The sequence below is a fragment of the Pseudomonas sp. IT-P176 genome (genome assembly GCF_949767245.1).
Classification (GTDB): domain Bacteria; phylum Pseudomonadota; class Gammaproteobacteria; order Pseudomonadales; family Pseudomonadaceae; genus Aquipseudomonas.
The window spans coordinates 49,434-72,173 of record NZ_CATKPN010000101.1 but is presented as its reverse complement, the minus strand read 5'-3'; the positions used below and the strand labels follow the sequence as shown (position 1 = coordinate 72,173).

At 62.3% G+C, this 22,740-nt stretch carries 13 protein-coding genes and 1 pseudogene; 9 read left to right on the top strand and 5 right to left on the bottom strand.

Annotated elements, in window-relative coordinates; all coding sequences use genetic code 11:
* Positions 1-22 precede the first annotated feature (22 nt).
* Both ACM6IP_RS24330 and ACM6IP_RS24325 read right to left on the bottom strand, forming a co-directional pair.
* The gene (locus ACM6IP_RS24330; RefSeq protein ID WP_095165455.1) at positions 23-1,504 is read right to left on the bottom strand and encodes a glycosyltransferase family 2 protein; all 1,482 of its coding nucleotides are present in this window, start codon (positions 1,502-1,504) and stop codon (positions 23-25) included.
* 89 nt (positions 1,505-1,593) lie between these two features.
* On the bottom strand, positions 1,594-2,904 hold the full coding sequence (locus ACM6IP_RS24325) for a nucleotide sugar dehydrogenase (RefSeq protein ID WP_095081201.1): 1,311 nt from the start codon (positions 2,902-2,904) through the stop codon (positions 1,594-1,596).
* Positions 2,905-4,262: 1,358 nt separating this feature from the next.
* Here ACM6IP_RS24325 and ACM6IP_RS24320 point away from each other — a divergent pair.
* Positions 4,263-4,607 carry a YggL family protein gene (locus ACM6IP_RS24320; protein ID WP_095165457.1) on the top strand — a complete coding sequence of 115 codons (345 nt, stop codon included), beginning with the start codon at positions 4,263-4,265 and terminating at the stop codon, positions 4,605-4,607.
* 327 nt (positions 4,608-4,934) lie between these two features.
* Positions 4,935-6,395: a D-alanyl-D-alanine carboxypeptidase/D-alanyl-D-alanine-endopeptidase gene (dacB, locus tag ACM6IP_RS24315; protein WP_095165459.1), complete on the top strand. Its 1,461-nt coding sequence runs from the start codon at positions 4,935-4,937 to the stop codon at positions 6,393-6,395.
* A 46-nt stretch (positions 6,396-6,441) separates the two neighbouring features.
* Here dacB and ACM6IP_RS24310 read toward each other — a convergent pair whose 3' ends face one another.
* Both ACM6IP_RS24310 and rlmKL read right to left on the bottom strand, forming a co-directional pair.
* Entirely contained in the window at positions 6,442-8,841 is a 2,400-nt protein-coding gene (locus ACM6IP_RS24310) for a GGDEF domain-containing protein (protein ID WP_095165461.1), read from the bottom strand.
* A 135-nt stretch (positions 8,842-8,976) separates the two neighbouring features.
* On the bottom strand, positions 8,977-11,247 hold the full coding sequence (gene rlmKL / locus ACM6IP_RS24305; protein ID WP_095165463.1) for a bifunctional 23S rRNA (guanine(2069)-N(7))-methyltransferase RlmK/23S rRNA (guanine(2445)-N(2))-methyltransferase RlmL: 2,271 nt from the start codon (positions 11,245-11,247) through the stop codon (positions 8,977-8,979).
* Between the two features lie 546 nt (positions 11,248-11,793).
* Here rlmKL and rmf point away from each other — a divergent pair.
* Complete coding sequence (rmf, locus tag ACM6IP_RS24300; protein ID WP_003223300.1) at positions 11,794-12,009, top strand: ribosome modulation factor; 216 nt, start codon at positions 11,794-11,796, stop codon at positions 12,007-12,009.
* Positions 12,010-12,163: 154 nt separating this feature from the next.
* On the opposite strand, the gene ACM6IP_RS24295 is transcribed toward rmf, so the two are convergent.
* Positions 12,164-13,183, bottom strand: coding sequence for a quinone-dependent dihydroorotate dehydrogenase (locus ACM6IP_RS24295; RefSeq protein ID WP_095165464.1), 1,020 nt, complete (start codon positions 13,181-13,183; stop codon positions 12,164-12,166).
* A gap of 231 nt (positions 13,184-13,414) precedes the next feature.
* On the opposite strand from ACM6IP_RS24295, the gene ACM6IP_RS24290 reads away from it, so the two are divergent.
* The 6 genes and pseudogenes from ACM6IP_RS24290 to ACM6IP_RS24265 all read left to right on the top strand — a co-directional run bounded on the left by ACM6IP_RS24290 (position 13,415) and on the right by ACM6IP_RS24265 (position 22,735).
* Positions 13,415-14,626 (top strand): CmpA/NrtA family ABC transporter substrate-binding protein, encoded by a 1,212-nt coding sequence (locus ACM6IP_RS24290; protein WP_159997114.1) that lies wholly within the window; start codon positions 13,415-13,417, stop codon positions 14,624-14,626.
* 15 nt (positions 14,627-14,641) lie between these two features.
* Positions 14,642-15,217, top strand: a complete 576-nt coding sequence (locus tag ACM6IP_RS24285; RefSeq protein WP_095165467.1) for an ANTAR domain-containing response regulator — start codon at positions 14,642-14,644, stop codon at positions 15,215-15,217.
* A 328-nt stretch (positions 15,218-15,545) separates the two neighbouring features.
* Positions 15,546-16,757: a nitrate/nitrite transporter gene (locus ACM6IP_RS24280; RefSeq protein ID WP_095165469.1), complete on the top strand. Its 1,212-nt coding sequence runs from the start codon at positions 15,546-15,548 to the stop codon at positions 16,755-16,757.
* Between the two features lie 7 nt (positions 16,758-16,764).
* Positions 16,765-18,435, top strand: coding sequence for a bifunctional protein-serine/threonine kinase/phosphatase (locus tag ACM6IP_RS24275; protein ID WP_095165470.1), 1,671 nt, complete (start codon positions 16,765-16,767; stop codon positions 18,433-18,435).
* Between the two features lie 329 nt (positions 18,436-18,764).
* Positions 18,765-19,991: pseudogene (locus tag ACM6IP_RS24270) on the top strand (NAD(P)/FAD-dependent oxidoreductase); the annotation flags it as partial.
* A 26-nt stretch (positions 19,992-20,017) separates the two neighbouring features.
* Positions 20,018-22,735 carry a molybdopterin-dependent oxidoreductase gene (locus tag ACM6IP_RS24265; RefSeq protein ID WP_414862427.1) on the top strand — a complete coding sequence of 906 codons (2,718 nt, stop codon included), beginning with the start codon at positions 20,018-20,020 and terminating at the stop codon, positions 22,733-22,735.
* Positions 22,736-22,740: the final 5 nt, after the last annotated feature.

The window sequence follows — 22,740 nt, the reverse complement described above, 5'->3', positions numbered from 1 at the left end:
GTATTTGGGTCCTTTTCGCCGATCACACCACGAACATCAGCAGGGCAAGAAAGACGCTGCCCGCGGAGAAGGTCATCGCGCGCGAAGACCAGGTGTTGAACCAGCGCGAAAAGCTCGCCAGGTCGCGATTAAGCTTGGTGTTCTGCCGGGTCCAGGACTGCCGGTCGAGGCGGAAGAAGACGTACACCTTCACCAGCGCGCCCATGATCTGGTTGTAATAGAGGATCAGCGGATAAGCCGGCCCCACCTTGTGCCCGGAGGCCAGCAGCAGCAGAGTCAGCGCCAGGCGAGTGAGGCCGATCCACAGCAGGTACACCATCAAGAAGGCGAAGCCGTACTTGAGGCTGGCGATGATCGCCACGGTGGGCCCCAGCAGGCTGGTCCACATGGATACGCGCTGGTCGGCCAGCACCAGGCAGGTGAACCAGCCCAAACGATTCGGGCCAAGGCCCAGGGCACGGGAGTTCTGCCGCAGGTTGTTGCCGTACCAGCGAAACATCAGCTTGCGACTGGCCTTGATGAAGCTTTTTTCCGGCGGGTGCTCAACGGTGTTGATGGACGCGTCCGGCACATAGAAAGTGTCGTAGCCCAGGCGCATCAGGCTGTACCAACTGGACTTGTCGTCGCCAGTGAGGAAGCGGAAGCGTCCGAGGCGCCAGTGTTCCAGGTGATCGGTCTCGACGTCAGCGATGAAGCCGGGATTGGTCACCACGCTGGTGCGGAATACCGACATGCGCCCGGTCATGGTCAACACACGCTTGGAGAGCGCCATGGAGCACATGTTGAGGTGGCGCTGGGCGAAGCGCAGCTTGTGCCACTCGCTCATGATGTAGCTGCCGCGCACTTCGCAGAACTCGTTGGTGGTCAGGCCACCGACATTGGGGAAAAGCTTGAACCAGGGCACGGTTTTCTTTACAACGCCCTGCTCCAATACGGTATCGCCATCGATCACCGCCACCACCGAATCGTCGTCGGGCAGGTGCCGGGAAATGGCGCGGAAACCGTGGGCCAGGCCATCGCGCTTGCCGGTTCCGGCGATGCGCACGAAGTCCAGACTGACCCGCTGCGGTGGGTTCATCTGCCGCCACAGGCTCTCGATCAACAGCTCGTCCGAACGCTCGACGATGGAACACACCACGGTGGTCGGGTAGCCGCAGTCGATGGCCTCGCGGATCACCGATTGGTAGACCTGAGCGGTGGTGAGCGCCTCGATGCGAAAGCTGGTGACCAGCAGGAACACGTGGGACGGGGCCGCTTGCTCACCCAGCTGTCGCATTTTGCGCCGATACCAGGGGAACACCAGATAGAGGAAGATCATCCCCCGCACGAAATGCACGGCGCCCATGGAGTAACGCCAGATGCCAATAACACCCAGCAGAAGAATGAAATCGACGGACTCCGGGTCGAATGTGCTGCGCGGCAGCAGCATTGCCATCCCCATGAGCGTGATTACCAGCAGTAACCACCCTGCGGCGGTGCGCAGGCGACTCTGAAAAACATCCATGTCTCGGACCTGTATGACTTATCAACAATATGGCAACAGGAGCGCCGTGCCTGTTGTCAGGGCGCCCCACGAGCATCACTGCAATGGCTCTACCAGCAGATACCCTCTAACCCACCACCGCTGGACTGGCGCATAAACCCCACCAGGTCGAAGACCTTCTTGTCGGCGAAAGCCCGTTCTACCAGGGGCGCGAAGGCTTCATCGCCGTTGCCCAGGACGATCACGTCGGCATTGGCGACCACTTCGTCGAAATTGGATCGCAGCAACGACGAAACATGGGGAATCTTCGACTCGATGTAGTCGCGGTTGGCGCCGTGAACACGGGCATACTCGACGTTGCTGTCGTAGATGCTGAGGTCGAAGCCCTTGCCGATGAGCATCTCGGCCAGCTCCACCAGCGGGCTTTCACGCAGGTCATCGGTACCGGCCTTGAAGGACAGCCCCAGCAGCGCGACCTTGCGCTTGTCGTAACTGGCGATGATGTCGAAAGCTTTGCGCACCTGCGCGGAGTTGCTGCGCATCAGCGACTCGATCAGCGGCGACTCGACGTCCAACTGGCCGGCGCGGTAGCTCAACGCGCGCACATCTTTGGGCAGGCAGGAGCCGCCGAAGGCGAAGCCCGGGCGCATGTAGTAACTGGACAGGTTGAGCTTGCGATCCTGGCAGATCACCTCCATCACCTCGCGGCCGTCGACGCCGACCGCCTTGGCGATGTTGCCGATCTCGTTGGCGAAGGTGACCTTGGCCGCGTGCCAGACGTTGCAGGTGTACTTGATCATCTCCGCGACTTCGATGGTCTTGCGGATGACCGGCGCATCCAGCTCGCGGTAGATCTCTTCCAGCAGGTCGCCAGAGGTGCTGTCCAGCTCGCCGATCACTGTCATCGCCGGAAAGTCGTAGTCCTTGATCGCGGTACTCTCGCGCAGGAACTCGGGGTTCACCGCCACGCCGAAGTCGACGCCGGCCTTGAGCCCGGAATACTGTTCCAGGGTCGGAATCACCACATTGCGCAGAGTGCCCGGTAGCACCGTGCTGCGTACCACTACCGTGTGACGGGTGGTCTTGAGCGGTAGAACCTGGCCGATCTGCCGGCACACCTCTTCGATGTAGGACACATCGAGGTCGCCGTTGCGCTTGCTCGGCGTCGGCGGTGCGAGGAAGGAAATATCGGTTTCGAGGACGGCCTCGCGAACATCCAGGGTGCCACGCAGCATGCCGCTGGCGACCCCTTGCTGCAGCAACTCGCCCAGACCCGGCTCGACAATGGGCGATTTGCCACTGTTGATCATATCGATCTTGAGAGCCTGAACATCGACCCCGATGATCTGATGCCCTCTTGCCGACAAGCATCCGGCACATACCGCGCCGACGTAACCCAGACCAAATATGCTGATTCGCATGCTACGAACGCTCCTTGCAACTTAAGGTCATGGAATGTCCCTATAACATTCCCATATCCACTTACAGGTAACTTGAATCCACGACCTGTAACCAGTAGGGCGGCAGCTATTGGCAGCGCCCTATATAAATCAACTTTAGAAACTTCAATATCTCTTGCGAAAACCCACGCGAAAGCCACTTGCCGTCATAACAAACAACGGCACTAGCAAGCACAAGACAGACGATAGAACAGTGAGTACAGCATTCCCAAAGCTACGAAACCCTTGGTCCGTAGCTCCAAGCCGGACACATGGTGAGCACTTGGACAACGCAAAGCAATAGTGCAATTAAAAATAAACCACAAATAATGATTTTGACTTAATGGCGCCAAAACAACGGCAGCAAGGGAATTGAATAATAAGACAAAGTTAGTTGTCAGCTTTATGACGACAATATATTTACGGCAGATAAACCGTTTAAGCGCTGCAAGTTTATCGCCATATTAATGACGACTAAAATATGACGCACGATGCTATTTTTATGGCGCCGCCCTTTCGTCAACCCTTCAAGGGCTCGCCTGCGACGTGAAATGCTCGGCTGTCGAGTTGATGCGCATCGCTGCAGGGCTGAGACAAGCCGCCAACGAGGCTGAGGCTTACAGGCTGCTCATTGTCCGGGCACAGACTTCTGTATCGGTGCTGGAATGCTCTCGTGCTTGCGACATACTAATCGGCAGCAACTTTGATACTTTCAGCCAATACCGGTAAATAGCTGTATCTGGTAATGCGGGGCGATTCAGGCAGGGCAATTAACGCCTTTCGATGCATACCAGGATGCTGATTAAGCACTTTGTTAACAGATAGGTAAGTGCTGCAGCGATTGAAGGCTCGAGCACGCTACGAACCTCCGAGACAGATGTCATTGTTCCCAAACGATTTTTATTATCTACACTCATCTCTAAATCCCTTGGATCGTTTCCCGCCCAGACTCCAGAAAGTTTTTCGCGGTACGTGGGAATGCCGCTATCGGCGCAGATACTTCGATCGACAACGTTGATAGGTGAGTCCGCGGACAGTACAAACCGCAGAATCGAGTATTCTCCCCCCGGCATTCCTTGCGGGAGCTAAATCGAATGCACGCACAGAATCAGGACCGAATTGAGTTGCGCTCCATAACTCATCTCGAAAGCCCTCGCCAACGCGGTCTTGGTGCTGGTGACCATGAACATCTGCGCCACCAGCAACCGGCCATCCTCGAAAATGGCGGAGCTAAAATGCGATGGAGCAACTGCTTCGCGTGGCCAGCGCCTCACTCAATCAGGCAGAGGTGCCGCGTAGCTGATAAGATGCGCGGCGTTATTACTCAAGAGGATTGTTTCATGGCCACTAACCGCTCCCAGCGTCTGCGTAAAAAGCTCTGTGTAGACGAGTTCCAGGAATTGGGCTTCGAGCTGAACCTGGACTTCAAGGAAGATTTGGCTGACGAGGCAATCGATGCATTCCTCGACGCGTTTTTGAAAGAAGCGATGGAAGCCAACGGCCTGGGCTATGTTGGCGGCGACGACTACGGTCTGGTTTGCCTGCAGAAGCGTGGCTCGGTTTCCGAAGAGCAGCGTGCTGCTGTTGAAGCCTGGCTCAAAGGCCGCAGCGAACTGACTGAAGTCACCGTCAGCCCGTTGCTGGACGTCTGGTACCCGGAAAAGCCGATCAATCCGGTAGCTTGATGTTCAAAGGGCCATCCATCGTGATGGCCCTTTTTGATTCTGGTTCAAGAAAAGAACCCTTATCGTCGATTTGAGTCCTCCCCCCCCCCGAAATCTCTCCCCTATTCAGCTCCCTCACTGTCCGTGATCAAGCATGGGGAACGATCCTCATAAGTAACTCTCTGGGCGCCCGCCTTGGTTCCGCTAAAAAAAATAGCCGATTAGCTCACCTGCTTGCGGCACAAAGCGCTATACCTTGGGCATAATGCCGACAATTTCGTGACCACTGAGGGAATTTATCTTCATGCCCTCATCTTTTTTCCCCTCGGCTGTAGGGTTTTATTTCATATGATCAGATCTTTGCGTCCATTGTTGCTGGCCGGCCTGCTTATCCCCCTGGCCTTTACCGTTTCTGCTGCGCCCGTCAATACCGCCCTCACTCCCAACGTCGAAAAAGCCCTCAAGGCCAGCAAGCTGCCCGACAGTGCGTTGTCGCTGGTGATGATCCCCCTGAACGGCCCGGGCACCCCGACCGTGTTCAACGCCGACGTCTCGGTCAACCCGGCGTCCACCATGAAGCTGGTGACGACCTACGCGGCCCTGGAAATGCTCGGCCCCAACCACCAGTGGAAAACCGAGTTCTACACCGACGGCACCCTCAGCGGCGGCATCCTGCGCGGCAACCTGTACCTCAAGGGCGGTGGCGACCCGAAACTGAACATGGAAAAACTCTGGTTGCTGATGCGCGACCTGCGGGCCAATGGCGTGCAGCAAGTCACCGGCGACCTGGTGCTGGACCGCAGCTTCTTCAATCAACCGCAATTGCCGCAGTTCAACGATGACGGCAATGACGACAACAAGCCGTTCCTGGTCAAGCCCGACGCGGCCATGGTCAACCTCAAGGCCCTGCGCTTCGTGGCCCGTAATGATTCGGGCCGGGTCCTGGTATCGGTCGAACCGCCGATTGCCAGCATCCGCATCGAAAACCAGGTCAAGGCCGTCAACTCCAAGCAGTGCGCCGGCGGCGTGCGCTACAACCCGGTAACCCAGGCCGACGGCAGCGTCACCGTAACCGTGGCCGGCCAACTGGGCGACGGCTGCAGCTCGCAGACCTACCTTTCGCTGCTCGACCACGCCACCTACACCGCCGGCGCCGTACGGGCGATCTGGCAGGAACTGGGCGGCAGCATCCAGGGCAAGGATCGCCAAGGCGCGGTGCCCAAGGACGCCAAGGTCCTGGCCCGGGCATTCTCCCCGGACCTGGCGGAGATCATCCGCGACATCAACAAATACAGTAACAACACCATGGCCCAGCAATTGTTCCTCAGCCTGGGCGCGAAATTCCGCACTGGCGCCGACAGCGACGACGCCATGGCTGCCCAACGGGTCGTACGTCAGTGGCTGGCGAAAAAAGGCATCACTGCGCCGCATCTGGTGATGGAGAACGGTTCCGGCCTGTCCCGTGCCGAGCGCGTCAGCGCCCGTGAGATGGCAAGCATGCTGCAGGCCGCCTGGAGAAGCCCGTACTCGGCCGAATTCGTCAGCTCGATGCCGATTGCCGGCATGGACGGCACCATGCGCAAACGCCTGAAAACCACGGCGATGCGCGGTGAAGCCCACGTCAAGACGGGCACCCTGAACACCGTCCGGGCGATTGCCGGCTTCAGCCGCGACAACAATGGCAACACCTGGGCCGTGGTCGCGATCCTCAACGACAAGGCGCCCTTTGGTGCTTCGTCGGTACTCGATCAAGTGTTGCTGGACCTGTATCGCCAGCCAAAACTGGCAGCCACCGCGTCGGTCCTCTAGGCCACGAGTAAAGGCTGCGCGCCGCAGGGTGCGCAGCCGTCGACAACTACGGCAACTCCTCGACCACCCGATCCCGGCCCGCCTGCTTGGCCGCATACACCCCCGAGTCGGCGCGCAGCAGCAAGGCATCGGCGCCCTCCCCCGGGCGCCAACTGGCAATCCCAAAACTGCCGGTCACCGTGCCTAGGCCGTCGATGGGCGTGGTGCGCAGGCTTTGCCAGAGTTCAACCGCCAAGTGATACGCATGCTGGCCGTCGGTGTCCGGGCACAGCACCATGAACTCCTCGCCCCCCAGGCGACAGAACACATCGGTACAGCGCAGACGGTGGGCAATCCGCTGGCACACCGCCTGCAACACCCGGTCGCCCGCGGCATGGCCGTAGCGGTCGTTGATTCGCTTGAAGTGATCGATATCCAGCATGATCACCGCCAATTCACCATTGCCCCGCGACACCCGGGCCATTTCCAGGGTCAGGCGCTCCTGGAAGTAGCGCCGGTTGTGGATCCCGGTCAGGGCATCGGTCACCGACAGGGCCCGCAACTCCTCCTCGACCCGCTTCATGTCGGAAACGTCCGAGATGTAGCCATGCCACAGCACCCCACCACCGGGCAATTCTTCCGGCGTGGCTTCGCCCCTGACCCAGCGCAGGCCACGCACCGGCAGCAGCACCCGGTACTCTTCCCGCCAGGGGCTCAGCCGTTGCGAGGAAGTACGGATCGAGGCCCGAACCCGACTCACATCCAGCGGATGGATACGCTCGAAAATCACCTCGGCGTTCTCCAGCAACGCCTGCGGATCGAGCTCGTAGATATCGCGAATGCCGTCGCTGGCGTAGATCACACTGAAGCGCCCGTCCGCCGCCATCTTGAATTGATAGATGCCACCCGGTACGTGGGCGCTGAGTTTTTTCAGCAACAGGTCGCGTGCCGCCAGGGCTTCGTGCACACGCTTGCGCTCGGTGATGTCAATGCAGATCGCCAGGTGCCCGACCCACAACCCCAGGTCATCGAGCACTGCGGTGGCGAGCATGTTCACCAGCAGATGGCTGCCATCGCGGCGCACCAGCGTCCACTCCCGGGGCTCATGTGCGAGTTCCTTGGCGTCCGGCACCAGCATCGCCTGGCACGCCGGCACCGGCTTGCCATAGCGCAGGCTCAACTCTGCCGCTCGCTCTTCCAGTTCTCGGGGCAGATGCAGGCTTTCCAGGGTGACATGCCCGAGCACCTCGCTGCCGGGATAACCGAGCATGTGTTCGGCACCGGCGTTGAAGGTGGTGATCACGCCACGCAAGTCGGTGACAATCACCGCCACCTGGGTCGCGGCATCGAGCACTCCGCGCAATTGCGCGTGGGCTGCGCGCAATTCCTGCTCGCGGTCCCCCAGTTCCCGGGTGCGCTGCTCCACCAGGGACAAGGCGCGCTGGCGCTGGCTGACCAGGATATAGAGCAAGGCGCTGAGCAGCAGGCTCAATAACCCGCCCATGATCACCAGGCTGGTGATGGCCGAACGGTTGGCTTGCTCGAAGGCAGCGCTGGTGCGGACCTCCAGATCGTAGATGCGATCCCCCAGGCGCAAGAGCGAACGCTCGTGCAGCGGCTGGTGCGCCGGCGCGTTGGCCGATTGGTAGAGCCGCTCTGGTTGCTGGTCGAGGCTGCGCCCCGCGATCTCCACCACCAGGTTGTCCTGGTTCTGCTGGGTAAACCCGTCGGCCACCAACTGCCCGATACTGAGCACCGCCAGCACATACCCGCGCAGCGCAGGACTGCCATCGGCAGTTGCGGCCTGGCGCATGACGGGCGCTGCCAGCAACACACCGCTGGCGAACTCGGCGGCGACACCTGGCAACTGCAGCGGTTGCGACACCACCATCACCCCCAGCTCGCGGGCCTTGTCCAGGGTTGCCTGGCGTGCGGGCTGGGCCAGCAAGTCCACGCCCAGGGGTGCGCCCTGGATGCCTGAAGTCTGCTTGTACAACAGCGGAGCGTACTGTGCGCGCCACTGGGCCACGTGCGTGCCGCCCGCAGGATCGAGGTCGAGAATGGAAAAATCGTCGAGGCCTTGCTGTCGTACCTCGCGCTCGAAGGCCACGCGCTGGTCGCCGGCGATCAACGGCGCCCAGCCATAGGCCAGGGTGCGTTGCAACAAGGGATGGGTGTAGCCGTCGAACTCTTCGCGGGAAACCGCAGTGGAGTTGAGGAAAAAACGTCGCAGGCTATCGAGGCGCTGTTCCTGATCGGCGAAACGCTCGGCGATCCGGCTCTTGCGTTCACTGGCCAGCAACTGAAAACGCTGCGCCACCTGTTGCTGGTGGGCATTGAGGGCCGTCCAGGCGAGCAGGCTCGTTAGCACGCCACCGGCCAACAACGCCAGCAGTGCTACCAGCCAGGCCGAGACATCTTCATTGATGAAGCCCAGGATTTTTGGTCGTGCGGCATGCAACGGCATAAGCAAAACTCAAACGCCAGCGAGCTTCGGCGTCACCTGGGCCTTGTCTGAAGTTATAGCTATTCGCCATTAGCTTTGCCAGCCGAACACCCATAGAGCCGAGACGCATCAAGGCTCTATGGGACCCGTCGAACCTTAGCGCGCCATGATTTTCCAGGCGCGGTGGATCTTGCCGTTACGGGCAAAGTCCGGGTCGATGGTTTGCGCGGTGATTTCCTCGACGGCATAGCGCGCCGTGAGGTTGTCTTCGAGCTGAAACTTGCGGAAGTTGTTGGAGAAGTACAACACCCCGCCCGGCGCCAGGCGCGCCATGGCCAGGTCGAGCAACTGCACGTGGTCACGCTGGACGTCGAAAATGCCTTCCATGCGCTTGGAGTTGGAGAAGGTCGGCGGATCGATGAAGATCATGTCGAACTCGTCACGGTTGGCTTCCAGCCAGGCCATGACATCGCCCTGCTCCAGGCGGTTCTTGTCAGAGAAACCGTTGAGCGACAGGTTGCGGCGCGCCCAGTCCAGGTAGGTCTTGGACAGGTCGACGCTGGTGGTGCTGCGCGCGCCACCCTTGGCCGCATGCACGCTGGCGGTCGCGGTGTAGCAGTACAGGTTGAGGAAACGTTTGCCGGCCGCCTCTTTCTGGATGCGCATGCGCATTGGGCGGTGGTCGAGGAACAGCCCGGTGTCGAGGTAGTCGGTCAGGTTGACCAGTAGTTTGACCCCGCCTTCATTGACTTCGACAAATTTGCCCTGGGCACTCTGGCGCTCGTACTGCTTGGTACCGCTCTGGCGCTCGCGACGCTTGACCACCACACGGCTCTTGTCGATGTTCAAGGCCTGGGGAATGGCAGCCAGGGCATCGAACATCCGCGCCGAGGCTTTTTCCGGGTCGATCGACTTCGGTGCAGCGTATTCCTGCACATGCACCCAGTCGTGGTACAGGTCGATGGCCATCGAGTACTCAGGCATGTCGGCATCGTACACGCGGTAGCAGTCGATCCCTTCGCGCTTGACCCACTTGCCCAGGGCCTTGAGGTTCTTCTGCAGACGGTTGGCAAACATCTGCCCACCCTCGCTCAGGCGGGCCTGCTCGACCACGGGTGCCGGGGCCGGGGCGGGTTTGATCGGATTGCCATTCTTGTTGTACTGGCGCTCTTGCGGCTCGACCGGTGCCTGATCGTAGATCGCCTGTTCCCGCTCGGCCTGGCGCTGCTCGGGTGTCCGGCGCTCGCCGGTGACGAACTGGTCGGGCAGCACTTTGATCAGCAGCAGCTTGCACGGCAAAGCACCGTTCCAGAAGGCATATTGCTTGTGGCTGCGAATGCCCATGCGCTTGCCCAGGTCAGGCGCGCCGGTAAACACCGCCGCCTCCCAGTTCAAGCAGGCCTGGCGCAGGCGCTCGCCGAGGTTCTGGTAGAGGTAGAGCAGGCTCGCCTCGTCGCCCAGGCGCTCGCCGTACGGAGGGTTGCAGATCACCAGGCCTTTCTGGTTCTGGTCCGGGCGCGGCTCGAAGGTGGCCACTTCGCCCTGGTAGATCTTGATCCACTCGCTCAGGCCCGCACGCTCGACGTTGTTGCGACCTGGCTGGATCAGGCGCGGATCGGCTTCGTAACCGCGGATCCACAGCGGCGGCTTGGCCAGGCCGGCAGCGGCACGTGCGCTGGCTTCTTCATGGAGTTTTTTCCACAGCGCCGGCACGTGGCCGAGCCAGGCAGTGAAGCCCCATTGCTCACGACGCAGGTTGGGTGCCATGTCAGCGGCAATCATCGCCGCTTCGACCAGGAAGGTACCGACACCGCACATCGGGTCAGCGAGGGCGCCGCCCTCGGCTGCAATGCGTGGCCAGCCGGAACGGATCAGGATCGCCGCCGCGAGGTTTTCCTTCAGCGGGGCCGCACCTTGCTGCAGGCGATAGCCGCGCTGGTGCAGGCTGTGCCCGGACAGGTCCAGGGACAGGATCGCTTCGCCACGGTCCAGGCGCAGGTGAATGCGCAGGTCCGGGTTGAGCTTGTCGATCGACGGACGTTCGCCCGTTGGCGTGCGCAGTTTGTCGACAATCGCATCCTTGACCTTCAGGGCGCCGAAGTGGGTATTGTCGATGCCAGAACCGTGGCCGCTGAATTCCACCGCCAGGGTGCCATCCGCCAGCATGTGGTCTTGCCACTCGATATCCAGCACGCCGTGGTAGAGGTCTTCGGCGTCCTTCATCGCGAAGCGCTTGAGGACAAACAGCACGCGGTTTGCCAGGCGCGACCACAGGCACAGGCGATAAGCGGTTTCCATGGTGGCCATGCCGCGCACAGCCGAGGTGTGCTCGCGCGCTTCCTCAAGGCCAAGCCCGACGGCTTCCTCGATGAGCAGGCCTTCAAGGCCTTTTGGGCAAGTGAGGAAGAGTTCGTAACGATCCGACATGGGAATTCCAGGGCCTTTAGCAATAAGTGAACGGGCAACGCATTGACCGCTCGGTTTTCAATCAAGCGCTTTTCTAAAAGAGCGCTCGCGTGGCACGAAGGTGTGCCGTCCCACCCTGGCGGCTATTCCAGCCAACCGGCTGGAATGAGCTTAGATGCCCGGGCAGATAAAAAATTCGATGCAACAAAATGTCATAACTCGACCCTTCGTCGAATAGTAACTGAGTGCATCGGTTGGACATGAGGCTGGAAGCATTAGCCTCATCATTCTTTGAGAGCCTGATCATAGCGGGGTTTGGCCAACCACCCGGCAAAACCCTCGATGTTTCTTATGGCCTTAACATCTTTATCGTTACGTCCTTATGACAAAACGATCATTCCCTCGATGTGACGCATTGGTTAGAACTCAACACAGGTTGACGCCGCAATGACGTCAACACCTTGGCTCGCCACGCCGGCAGCGAGCCGCCATTGGCAGAGCGTTTTCTGCCTGACCTCGATAGAGGTCGACGCGACACATACAGTCAACAAGTGAGGGAAACACCCTATGAGAAGACTTAAGCGTGATCCGTTGGAAAGAGCATTTTTGCGCGGATATCAATATGGCGTTGGTGGCAAATCCCGTGAGCTTTGCCCATTTACTCTACCGTCGGTACGCCAAGCCTGGATTAACGGCTGGCGAGAAGGACGCGGCGACAACTGGGACGGTATGACCGGCACTGCGGGAATCCATAGACTCAACGAACTTCACGCCGTCGGCTAAACAGGGCACACACTCCGACACGACAACTTGATTACGTAACGACTTAACCATGCACGTCCTCTCCGGACGGCGGGCTTCGGCCCAGGGGCTCCCTTGAGGGGCCCTTTTTTATTGCTGTCTGTAGCAGCTGGCGCAGCCTGCGTTCGGCGCGGTATTAGCGCAAAGCAGCGATGGCGTCGACCGATTCACGGATCAGCGCCGGGCCCTTGTAGATGAAGCCCGAGTAGATCTGCACCAGGCTGGCACCCGCGGCGATTTTCTCAGCCGCGTGCCGTCCTTCGGTAATCCCGCCCGCGGCAATGATCGGCAAGCGCCCAGCCAGTTCCGCCGCCAACACCTTGACCGTGTGAGTGCTCTTCTCGCGCACCGGAGCGCCCGACAGGCCGCCCATCTCGTCACCGTGTTCCATGCCTTCGACGCCCACGCGGCTCAGGGTGGTGTTGGTGGCGATGACCGCGTCCATGCCGGTTTCGATCAGCGCCTGCGCCACCTGCGCGGTTTCTTCGTCCGTCATGTCCGGGGCGATCTTGATCGCCAGGGGTACATGCTTGCCGTGCCGCAGGGCCAACTCGGCGCGGCGCGTGGCCAGGTCGGCCAGCAGTTGCTTGAGCGAATCACCGAACTGCAGGCTGCGCAGCCCCGGGGTATTGGGGGAGCTGACGTTGACCGTGACATAACTGGCGTGGGCGTAGACCTTGTCCAGGCAGATCAGGTAGTCGTCGACCGCACGCTCGACCGGGGTATCGAAGTTCTTGCCGATGTTGATCCCCAGCACGCCCTTGTACTTGGCCGCGGCAACCCGGGCCAGCAAATGATCGACGCCGAGGTTGTTGAACCCCATGCGGTTGATGATCGCTTCGGCTTGCGGCAAGCGGAAAATCCGTGGTTTTGGATTACCCGGTTGCGGGCGCGGGGTGATCGTGCCGATTTCGACAAAACCAAAACCGAGTTGGGCAAAACCGTCGATGGCCGCGCCGTTCTTGTCCAGGCCTGCAGCCAGGCCGACCGGGTTGGGGAAGTCCAGGCCCATGACATTCACCGGCACATGGGCCGGTGCCTTGCACAGCAAGCCGTTCAGGCCCAGGCGTCCGCCCGCGCCGATCAAGTCCAGGGACAGATCGTGGGAGGTTTCCGGGGAGAGTTTGAACAGCAGTTGGCGGGCCAGGGTATACATGGGCGGGCTTGACTCGGTCGGCGGCGAAATAAGGCGGCGATTATAGCCGGGCAACGGGGTCGCAGGCGAGGTACATGTACAAATCCCTCGGCAATGGCATATGCCTTGCACCGTGAACCCTATCCGTACTCATGCCAGCGCCGGGATGAGTCGAAAGACCATGGCGTCGTCATCCGACTTGGCTTGCACAGGGGCCCGGGGCGACGCTTTTTTTTGCAAGGTGCACTCTCGATGAACGAACCATCAGTCGGCCCGCTGGCCTGGGTCAACGGCAGCGACGCGCCGGAAAAGACCTCGATCAACCTGGGCTTCATGGCCCTGAGCGATTGCGCCTCGGTGGTCGTAGCCGCCACCCAGGGCTTCGCCCAGCCTTATGGCCTGACCTTGAACCTCAAGCGCCAATCGTCCTGGGCCAACCTGCGGGACAAGCTGGTCAGCGGAGAGCTGGACGCCGCTCATAGCCTCTATGGCCTGGTGTACGCGGTACACCTGGGCATCGGCGGCGTGGCCGCCACCGACATGGCCGTGCTCATGGGCCTGAATCAGAACGGGCAGAGCATCAACCTTTCCCACGGCCTGCAAAGCCTGGGCGTGACCAGTCCTGAGGCGCTGGATCGGCACGTGCACCAAACTCGCCCAAAACTCACCTTCGCCCAGACCTTCCCCACCGGCACCCACGCCATGTGGTTGTATTACTGGCTGGCCAGCCAGGGTATTCATCCGCTGCAGGATGTCACCAGCGTGGTGGTGCCACCGCCGCAGATGGTCGCGCATCTGCAGGCCGGGCGGATCGACGGGTTTTGCGTGGGCGAACCCTGGAGCGCCAGTGCGGTGCAACAGAACCTCGGCTTTACCCTGGCGACGAGCCAGGCCATCTGGCCTGACCACCCGGAAAAAGTCCTCGGCTGCACGCGCGCCTTCGTCGAGCAATACCCCAATACCGCCCGGGCGCTGGTGATGGCAATCCTGGAAGCCAGCCGGTTCATCGAACAAAGCCCGGAAAACCGCCGCAGCACCGCACAGTTGCTCAGCGCCGCCGACTACCTCGACACCCCGGTGGACAACATTGCACCGCGCTTGCTGGGCGATTACGCCGACGGGCTCGGCAATCGCTGGCAGGACCCGCACCCGCTGCGTTTTCACGGCCATGGCGAGGTGAACATGCCCTATTTGAGCGATGGCATGTGGTTCATGACCCAGTTCCGCCGCTGGGGCTTGCTGCGCGACGACCCGGATTACCTGGGCGTGGCACGCCAGGTCCAGCAACTGGGCCTGTACCGCGACGCGGCCGGGGCCCTGGGCATAACCGCGGACAGCCATGAGATGCGCAGCAGCCAACTGATCGACGGCAAGATCTGGGACGGTGCGGACCCGGCGGCCTATGCCCGCGGTTTCAGCCTGCACGCCATGACCGACACCCCCACCCTGCGCGCCCAGCCCTGACAGGAGAGCATGAGCATGTTGCGAATCCTGCTGATCAACGACACCGCAAAAAAAGTCGGACGCCTGAAGTCCGCCCTGACTGAAGCCGGGTTTGAGGTGATCGACGAATCCGGCCTGACCATCGACCTGCCCGCGCGCGTCGAAACGGTGCGCCCGGACGTGATCCTGATCGATACCGAGTCACCCAGCCGCGATGTGCTGGAACAAGTGGTGCTGGTCAGCCGCGACCAACCACGGCCCATCGTGATGTTCACCGACGAACATGACCCCGGCGTGATGCGCCAGGCGATCAAGTCCGGCGTCAGTGCCTACATCGTCGAAGGCATCCATGCCGCCCGCCTGCAGCCGATCCTGGATGTGGCCATGGCGCGCTTTGAAAGCGACCAGGCCCTGCGCGCCCAACTGTTTGCCCGTGACCAGCAACTGGCCGAGCGCAAGCGCATCGAATTGGCCAAGGGTCTGCTGATGAAAATGAAGGCCTGCAACGAAGAACAGGCCTATACCCTGATGCGCCGCCAGGCTATGAGCCGCCAGCAGAAGCTGATCCAGGTGGCCGAGCAGATCATTGCCATGAGTGAACTGCTGGAATGAACACGCGCTGAATCAGGCTTGGCGCGTCATCGTTGACGTCCATCGCGAGCAGGCCGCAAGCGGGCACCGCAAGCGGGCACCCGCCCCTACAGTGGCTTACCTCGCTCGCACTTGTTGGCACAGATATCGCTAAGTAATCGGTACAGGTAACCAACGGCGGTTGCCCCACCTACGACAACGACGTCGCACACCCCTTTCGCGCAAGCGCAGCGGGTTGCGGCGTTTTTTCGTTTTGGCCCCACAGCCCGGGGCCGGTGGTGCGGCCGTCGCGGCGCGCCACCGCCAAGCTCACGACTTCCTTCGAGACTCTTAACCGCTGAGGTGCGCGATGAATTCAAGCTTCTGGAAATCCGGTCATACCCCGACCCTGTTCTCGGCATTCCTGTATTTCGACCTGAGCTTCATGGTCTGGTACCTGTTGGGGCCCCTGGCGGTGCAAATTGCCGCCGACCTGCACCTGACCACCCAACAGCGCGGGCTGGTGGTGGCCACGCCGATCCTCGCCGGGGCCTTGCTGCGTTTTGTCATGGGCTTGCTCGCTGACCGCCTGTCGCCCAAGACCGCCGGCCTGATCGGCCAGGTCATCGTCATCTGCGCGCTGTTCGGCGCCTGGAAGCTGGGCATCCACAGCTACGAGCAAGCCCTGCTGCTGGGGGTGTTCCTGGGCATGGCCGGGGCTTCGTTTGCCGTCGCCCTGCCCCTGGCCTCGCAGTGGTACCCGCCGCAGCACCAGGGCAAGGCCATGGGCATTGCCGGTGCGGGCAACTCGGGCACCGTGCTCGCCGCGCTGATCGCGCCGGTGCTGGCAGCCGCGTTTGGCTGGAGCAACGTATTCGGTTTCGCCCTGATCCCGCTGATCCTGACCTTGATCGTCTTCGCCTGGCTGGCGAAAAACGCGCCGCAACGGCCCAAGGCCAAATCCATGAGCGACTACTTCAAGGCCCTCGGTGATCGCGACAGCTGGTGGTTCATGTTCTTCTACTGCGTGACCTTTGGCGGTTTCATCGGCCTGGCCAGTGCCCTGCCCGGCTACTTCAACGACCAGTACGGCCTGAGCCCGGTGACTGCCGGATACTATACCGCCGCCTGCGTATTTGGCGGCAGCCTGATGCGCCCACTGGGTGGCGCCCTGGCCGATCGCTTCGGCGGGATCCGCACCCTGCTGCTGATGTACGGCGTCGCGATCGTGTGCATTGCCGCCGTCGGCTTCAACCTGCCCAGTTCCTATGCGGCACTGGCCCTGTTCGTCTGCACCATGCTTGGCCTTGGCGCCGGTAATGGCGCGGTGTTCCAGTTGGTGCCCCAGCGTTTTCGCCGGGAAATCGGCGTGATGACCGGATTGATCGGCATGGCGGGCGGGATCGGCGGGTTTGCCCTCGCCGCCGGCATGGGGGCGATCAAGCAGAGCACCGGCAGTTATCAACTGGCCTTGTGGCTGTTCGCCAGCCTGGGCGTCCTGGCGTGGTTCGGCCTGCACGGGGTCAAGCGCCGCTGGAGAACCACCTGGGGCTCGGCTGCCGTGACCGCCGCGCGGGTCTGAGGCGTCGATGAGCCTGCAATTGAGCTTTGCCGAAGCCAGCGCCATCGGCCCGCGCGAGGAAAACCAGGACGCCCTGCGCCTGGTCACTCCCGCCGCGGAACTGGCCGCGAGCAAGGGGTGTCTGTTCGCCATCGCCGATGGCGTCAGCCAATGCGCCGATGGCGGGCTGGCGGCACGTACCACCTTGCAGGCGCTGGCGCTGGATTACTACGCCACCCCGCAGACCTGGGGCGTGGCGCAGTCCCTGGACCGCCTGTTGCTGGCGCAGAACCGCTGGCTGCAGGCCAACGGTGGCGGCTTGCCGCTGCTCACCACCGTCAGTGCGCTGGTGCTGCGCGGACAACGCTTCACCCTGGCCCACGTCGGCGATTGCCGGGTGTATCGCTGGCACGCCGAGCAATTGCAACGCATCAGCGAGGACCACGTCTGGGAGCAACCGGGCATGCAGCATGTGCTCAAACGCGCGCTGGGCCTGGACCAACACCTGGTGCTGGATTTTCTCGATGGCGAGTTGCGCGCCGGCGAGTGCTTCGTGCTGCTTAGCGATGGCGTCTGGGCAACCTTGGGCGACACCACGATTGCCGCGATTCTGCGCGATCAACCGGACCTGCACAGCGCGGCACAGACCCTGGTCAATGCCGCGCACCTGGCCGGCAGCCAGGACAATGCCAGCGCGCTGTTGGTGCGGGTCGACGCCCTCGGCGAGGCGAGCATCGGCGACGCGCTGATCCACCTGCAGCAATGGCCCTTGCCGCCTCCCCTCAAGCCCGGCCAGCGCTTCGAAGGCTGGCAAGTCGAGAAACTGCTGGGGCAAAGCCAACAGTCACTGATCTATCGGGTCCACGACAACCAGCAGCAACCATGGCTGCTGAAAACCTTGCCGGCGCAGTTGAGCGACGACAGCCAGGCCGCCCAGGCCCTGCTGTCGGAGGAGTGGTTTCTCAAGCGCGTCGCCGGACGCAGTTTTCCCGAGGTCCATCCGGCTACCCAGCGTCAGCACCTGTATTACCTGATGCGCGAATACCCGGGACAGACCCTTGCCCAGGCCTTCGCCCAGACCGGCCCTCTGCCGCTGGCGCAATGGCAGGCACTGGCCGAGCGCCTGTTGCGCGCGGTGGGCCTGTTGCATCGGCGGCAGATTCTGCACCGCGACATCAAGCCGGAAAACCTGCTGCTCAGTGAAGACGGTGAGCTGCGTCTGCTGGATTTTGGCCTGGCGTACTGCCCGGGCTTGTCCGAAGACCAGGCCAACGCACTGCCCGGCACCCCGAGCTACATCGCCCCGGAAGCCTTCAACGGTGAGGCGCCGTCTGCGCAACAAGACCTGTATGCCGTCGGCGTGACCCTGTATTACCTGGCCACCGGGCATTTTCCCTACGGCGAAATCGAAGCCTTCCAGCGTCCGCGCTTCGGCCAGCCGGTGAATGCCCAGCGCTACCGCCCGGATCTGCCGGACTGGTTGGGGCAGAGCCTGGAGCGCGGGGTAGATGCCGACCCGGCCCAGCGCTACGAAACCGCCGAGCAATGGCTGCTGATTCTCGAACACGGCGAGCGCGGCAGCTTGAGCGTGCGACCCAGGCCGCTGCTGGAGCGCGAGCCGGTGAAAGTCTGGCGGACCCTGGCGCTGGTGTTGTTGATGATCAACCTGGTGCTGCTGTTTTCCCTTGTTCGCCACTAACCCTGGGCCGCGCAAACCCAGGAGCGTCGCGCCATTGCTGTGCGCCGCGCCTTCAATCGGTGCAGAAAACCCCGCCGGCAGCGCCCGAACACCGCGATGGGCCCGATAAAGCGGCGGCCTACGCCACTTGGCACAACCACTGCATTAGCCCTTTCACCACACATAAAGCCCAGCCTTCAACGACGAAGGGTGCGCTGCCCGAGAGAACGGGACCAGGACAAAGGCGTCCTCGCTAGGCCACTAGCGGGACGCCTTTTTTTGTTTGCGCGAAATACACCGAGCCAGTCCTATCGACCCGATGACACTGGCCTGAGCTTGCGGAGAACCCGATGAAAAAATTGAAACTGGTGATGATCGGCAACGGGATGGCCGGGATCCGCACGCTCGAAGAACTGCTCAAGCTGAGCAGCGACCTGTATGACATCACGGTTTTCGGCGCCGAACCCCACACCAACTACAACCGCATCCTGCTCTCCCCGGTGCTCGCAGGTGAACAGACCTTCGAAGATATCGAGCTCAACGACCTCACCTGGTACCAGGACCACAACATCACCTTGCTGCTCAACCGCAAAGTGGTGGAGATCGACCGGATCAAGCGCCGGGTGATCGCTGCCGACGGCAGCAGCGCCGAATACGACCGCCTGTTGATCGCCACCGGCTCGACGCCCTTCATGCTGCCGATCCCGGGCAACACCCTGCAGGGGGTGATTGGCTACCGTGACATCGCCGACACTCAGACCATGATCGACACCGCCCGGACCCACCGTCACGCCGTGGTCATCGGCGGCGGCCTGCTGGGCCTGGAAGCGGCCAACGGCCTGATGCTTCGCGGCATGCGCGTGACCGTCGTGCACATCGGCGAGTGGTTGCTGGAACGGCAATTGGACAAAACCAGCGGCCAGTTGCTGCAAGCCGCCCTGGAACAGCGTGGCCTGCACTTTCGCCTGGGTGAGCAGACCCAGGCCCTGCTCGACGCCGGCAACGGTCGGGTCGGCTCGGTGCAGTTCAAGAACGGTGACATCATCCCCGCCGACCTGGTGGTGATGGCCGCCGGGATCCGCCCGGCCAGCGAGCTCGCAGAGCAAGCCGGCCTGCCCTGCAACCGCGGCATCCTGGTCAACGACACCCTGCAGACCTATGACCCGCGCATCTACGCCATCGGCGAATGCGCCAGCCATCGCGGCATTGCCTATGGCCTGGTGGCGCCGTTGTTCGAGCAGGCCAAGGTCTGCGCCAACCACCTGGCACAGCTGGGCTTTGCCACCTACAAAGGCTCGGTGACCTCGACCAAGCTGAAAGTCACCGGCATCGACCTGTTCTCCGCTGGCGACTTCATGGGCGGCGAAGGCACCGAGACCATCACCCTGCGCGACCCAATCGACGGGATCTACAAAAAACTGGTGATCAAGGATGACGTGCTGGTCGGCGCCTGCCTGTACGGCGATACCGCCGATGGCGGCTGGTACTTCCAGCAGATCCGCGAACAGCAGGGCATTGCCGCGATCCGCGATCACCTGATGTTTGGCGAACCAGCGTTGACCGCTGCCGGTGACCAGGACCTGACACTGCAGGAAGCGTCATGATGAAGCGCCAGACGACTGCCTCGACCTGCTGCTATTGCGGGGTGGGCTGCGGCGTCCTGATCGAGCATGACGGCGAGCAGATCCTCGGCGTCAGCGGCGACCCGACGCACCCGGCCAACTACGGCAAACTGTGCAGCAAGGGCTCGACCCTGCACCTGACCGGCGACCTGGCGGCCCGCGCGCTGTACCCGCAGTTGCGCCTGGGCAAGGGCCTGGCCCGCGCCCGCAGCGACTGGGACAGCGCCCTGGACCACGCCGCCAGCGTGTTTGCCCAAACCATCGCCGAGCACGGCCCGGACAGCGTGGCGTTCTACATCTCCGGGCAACTGCTGACCGAGGACTACTACGCCTTCAACAAGCTGGCGCGGGCGTTGGTGGGCACCAACAACATCGACAGCAATTCGCGGCTGTGCATGTCGTCGGCGGTGGTGGGCTACAAGCGCAGCCTGGGCGCCGATGCACCGCCCTGCAGCTACGAAGACCTGGAACTGAGTGATTGCGTGATGATCGTCGGCAGTAACATGGCCTACGCCCATCCGGTACTGTTTCGCCGCCTTGAGCAAGCCAGGGCCCGTCGGCCACAGATGAAGGTGATTGTCATCGACCCTCGGCGCACCGACACCTGCGACCTGGCCGACCTGCACCTGGCGATTCTGCCGGGCACCGATGTCGCGCTGTTCCACGGAATCTTGCACCTGCTGCTGTGGGAAGACTGGATCGACCGCGACTTTATCCAGGCCCACACCGAGGGCCTGGCCGAACTGAAGAACCTGGTGCGCGACTACACGCCCCCCATGGTGGCGCAACTGTGCGGCATCAGCGTCGCGCAGTTGCAGCAGTGCGCGCAATGGGTCGGCACCTCGCCGAGCTTTCTGTCGCTGTGGTGCATGGGCTTGAACCAGTCCACTGCCGGCAGCGCGAAGAACAGCGCACTGATCAACCTGCACCTGGCCACCGGACAAATCGGCCGCCCAGGCGCAGGCCCCTTCTCCCTTACCGGTCAGCCGAATGCCATGGGCGGGCGAGAAACCGGCAGCCTGGCCAATCTGTTGCCAGGCCATCGCGAGGCCAGCAATGCCGGGCATCGCGCCGAGGTAGCCGCCTATTGGGGCGTGCCCACGCTGCCGGAAACTCCCGGGCTGAGCGCCATCGAACTGTTCGAGCAGGTCAACAACGGCACAATCAAAGCGCTATGGATCGCCTGCACCAACCCGGCGCAGTCCCTGCCCGACCAACAGAACGTGCGCGCGGCCTTGCAGGCGTGCCCGTTCGTAGTGTTGCAGGAAGCCTTTAGCACCACCGAAACCGCGCCCTTCGCCGACTTGCTGCTGCCAGCCGCCAGTTGGGGGGAAAAGGAAGGCACGGTGACCAACTCCGAGCGGCGGATTTCCCACGTTCGCCGGGCCATTGCCCCACCCGGCGAAGCCCGCCCGGACTGGGCCATCACCGTGGATTTCGCCCAACGCCTGGAGAAATACCTGCGTCCGGGTCAGGCCAGCCTGTTTGCCTTCAATCACCCTGGGCAACTGTTCGATGAATTCAAACAGCTGACCTGCGGACGCGACCTGGACCTGTCGGGCATCAGCCACGCCTTGCTCGACCGCCTGGGTCCGCAGCAATGGCCCTTCCCACAAGGCGCCACCCGCGGTACGCCGCGCCTGTACGTGGACGGGATATTTCCCACGGCCAGCGGGCGGGCGCAGTTTATCGCCGAGCCGTTTTGCGCGGCCAAGGAACAACGCGACGCGCACTTTCCCCTGACCCTGATCACCGGACGCCTGCGCGATCAATGGCACGGCATGAGCCGCACCGGCACCGCGGCGCAGCTGTTCGGCCATGTCAGCGAAGCGCTCCTGAGCCTGCACCCGGATGAACTGCAGCGCCAACACTTGAATGCCGGCGACCTGGTCAACCTCAAGAGTCGCCGCGGCAGCGTGATCGTCGAGCTCGCCAGTGATGACTCGGTCCGCCCAGGGCAGGCCTTTTTACCCATGCACTGGGGCGACCGCTTCCTCAAGGGCGGCGTGAACGTGCTGACCCAGCCGGCGTTCGACCCGCTGTCCAAACAGCCCGAGCTGAAACACAGCGGCGTACGGATTGAAGCCGTTGAGTTGCCGTGGCAGTTCTTCGCCCTGGTCGAGGGCAATGTTCAACAGCACTTCGAGGCGCTGCGTCCGCTATGCGAGGACTTTGCCTACGTCAGCCTCAGCCTTGCCGGGCGTGAGCGGCCGGCACTGCTGATACGCGCCGCCTGCGCCCAGGCGCCGACCCCGCAACGGCTGCAGGAGATCGACCTGCACCTTGGTTTGGACCAGGGCCCGGTATTGGCCTACGACGATCCGCGTCGCGCCATTGGCAAGCGCGTGCGTATCGAACAGGGGCGCATCACCGCGATCCGCCTGGCCGGGGAAACGCTGGCCCGGCACTGGTTGCAGAACCTGTGGCTGGAAGGTCGCGTCGATGCGCAACTGCGGCCCTGGCTGCTGGCCCCCCTGAGCGCTCCGCCGGGCGCTGCCGGTGCCGACTCTGGCGCGCAGAAAACCCTGTGCAACTGCAAGAACGTCAGCCACAGCACAGTGTGCGCGGGCATTCGCAGTGGCCTGGACCTGCAAGGCCTGAAACAACAACTGGGTTGCGGCACGCAATGCGGCTCCTGTGTCCCGGAAATCAAGCGTCTGCTGGCCGCCCAAGTGCGGCCAGCCGCAATCACCTCGTGAGGAAT

What these genes read in the sequence shown, in the direction of transcription:
- ACM6IP_RS24290 (WP_159997114.1), top strand. Translation starts at nt 13,415, where the DNA reads ATGAACGAACCATCAGTCGGCCCGCTGGCCTGGGTCAACGGCAGCGAC.
- ACM6IP_RS24295 (WP_095165464.1), bottom strand. Translation starts at nt 13,183, where the DNA reads ATGTATACCCTGGCCCGCCAACTGCTGTTCAAACTCTCCCCGGAAACC.
- ACM6IP_RS24330 (WP_095165455.1), bottom strand. Translation starts at nt 1,504, where the DNA reads ATGGATGTTTTTCAGAGTCGCCTGCGCACCGCCGCAGGGTGGTTACTG.
- rmf (WP_003223300.1), top strand. Translation starts at nt 11,794, where the DNA reads ATGAGAAGACTTAAGCGTGATCCGTTGGAAAGAGCATTTTTGCGCGGA.
- ACM6IP_RS24285 (WP_095165467.1), top strand. Translation starts at nt 14,642, where the DNA reads ATGTTGCGAATCCTGCTGATCAACGACACCGCAAAAAAAGTCGGACGC.
- ACM6IP_RS24275 (WP_095165470.1), top strand. Translation starts at nt 16,765, where the DNA reads ATGAGCCTGCAATTGAGCTTTGCCGAAGCCAGCGCCATCGGCCCGCGC.
- dacB (WP_095165459.1), top strand. Translation starts at nt 4,935, where the DNA reads ATGATCAGATCTTTGCGTCCATTGTTGCTGGCCGGCCTGCTTATCCCC.
- ACM6IP_RS24265 (WP_414862427.1), top strand. Translation starts at nt 20,018, where the DNA reads ATGAAGCGCCAGACGACTGCCTCGACCTGCTGCTATTGCGGGGTGGGC.
- ACM6IP_RS24310 (WP_095165461.1), bottom strand. Translation starts at nt 8,841, where the DNA reads ATGCCGTTGCATGCCGCACGACCAAAAATCCTGGGCTTCATCAATGAA.
- rlmKL (WP_095165463.1), bottom strand. Translation starts at nt 11,247, where the DNA reads ATGTCGGATCGTTACGAACTCTTCCTCACTTGCCCAAAAGGCCTTGAA.
- ACM6IP_RS24325 (WP_095081201.1), bottom strand. Translation starts at nt 2,904, where the DNA reads ATGCGAATCAGCATATTTGGTCTGGGTTACGTCGGCGCGGTATGTGCC.
- ACM6IP_RS24320 (WP_095165457.1), top strand. Translation starts at nt 4,263, where the DNA reads ATGGCCACTAACCGCTCCCAGCGTCTGCGTAAAAAGCTCTGTGTAGAC.
- ACM6IP_RS24280 (WP_095165469.1), top strand. Translation starts at nt 15,546, where the DNA reads ATGAATTCAAGCTTCTGGAAATCCGGTCATACCCCGACCCTGTTCTCG.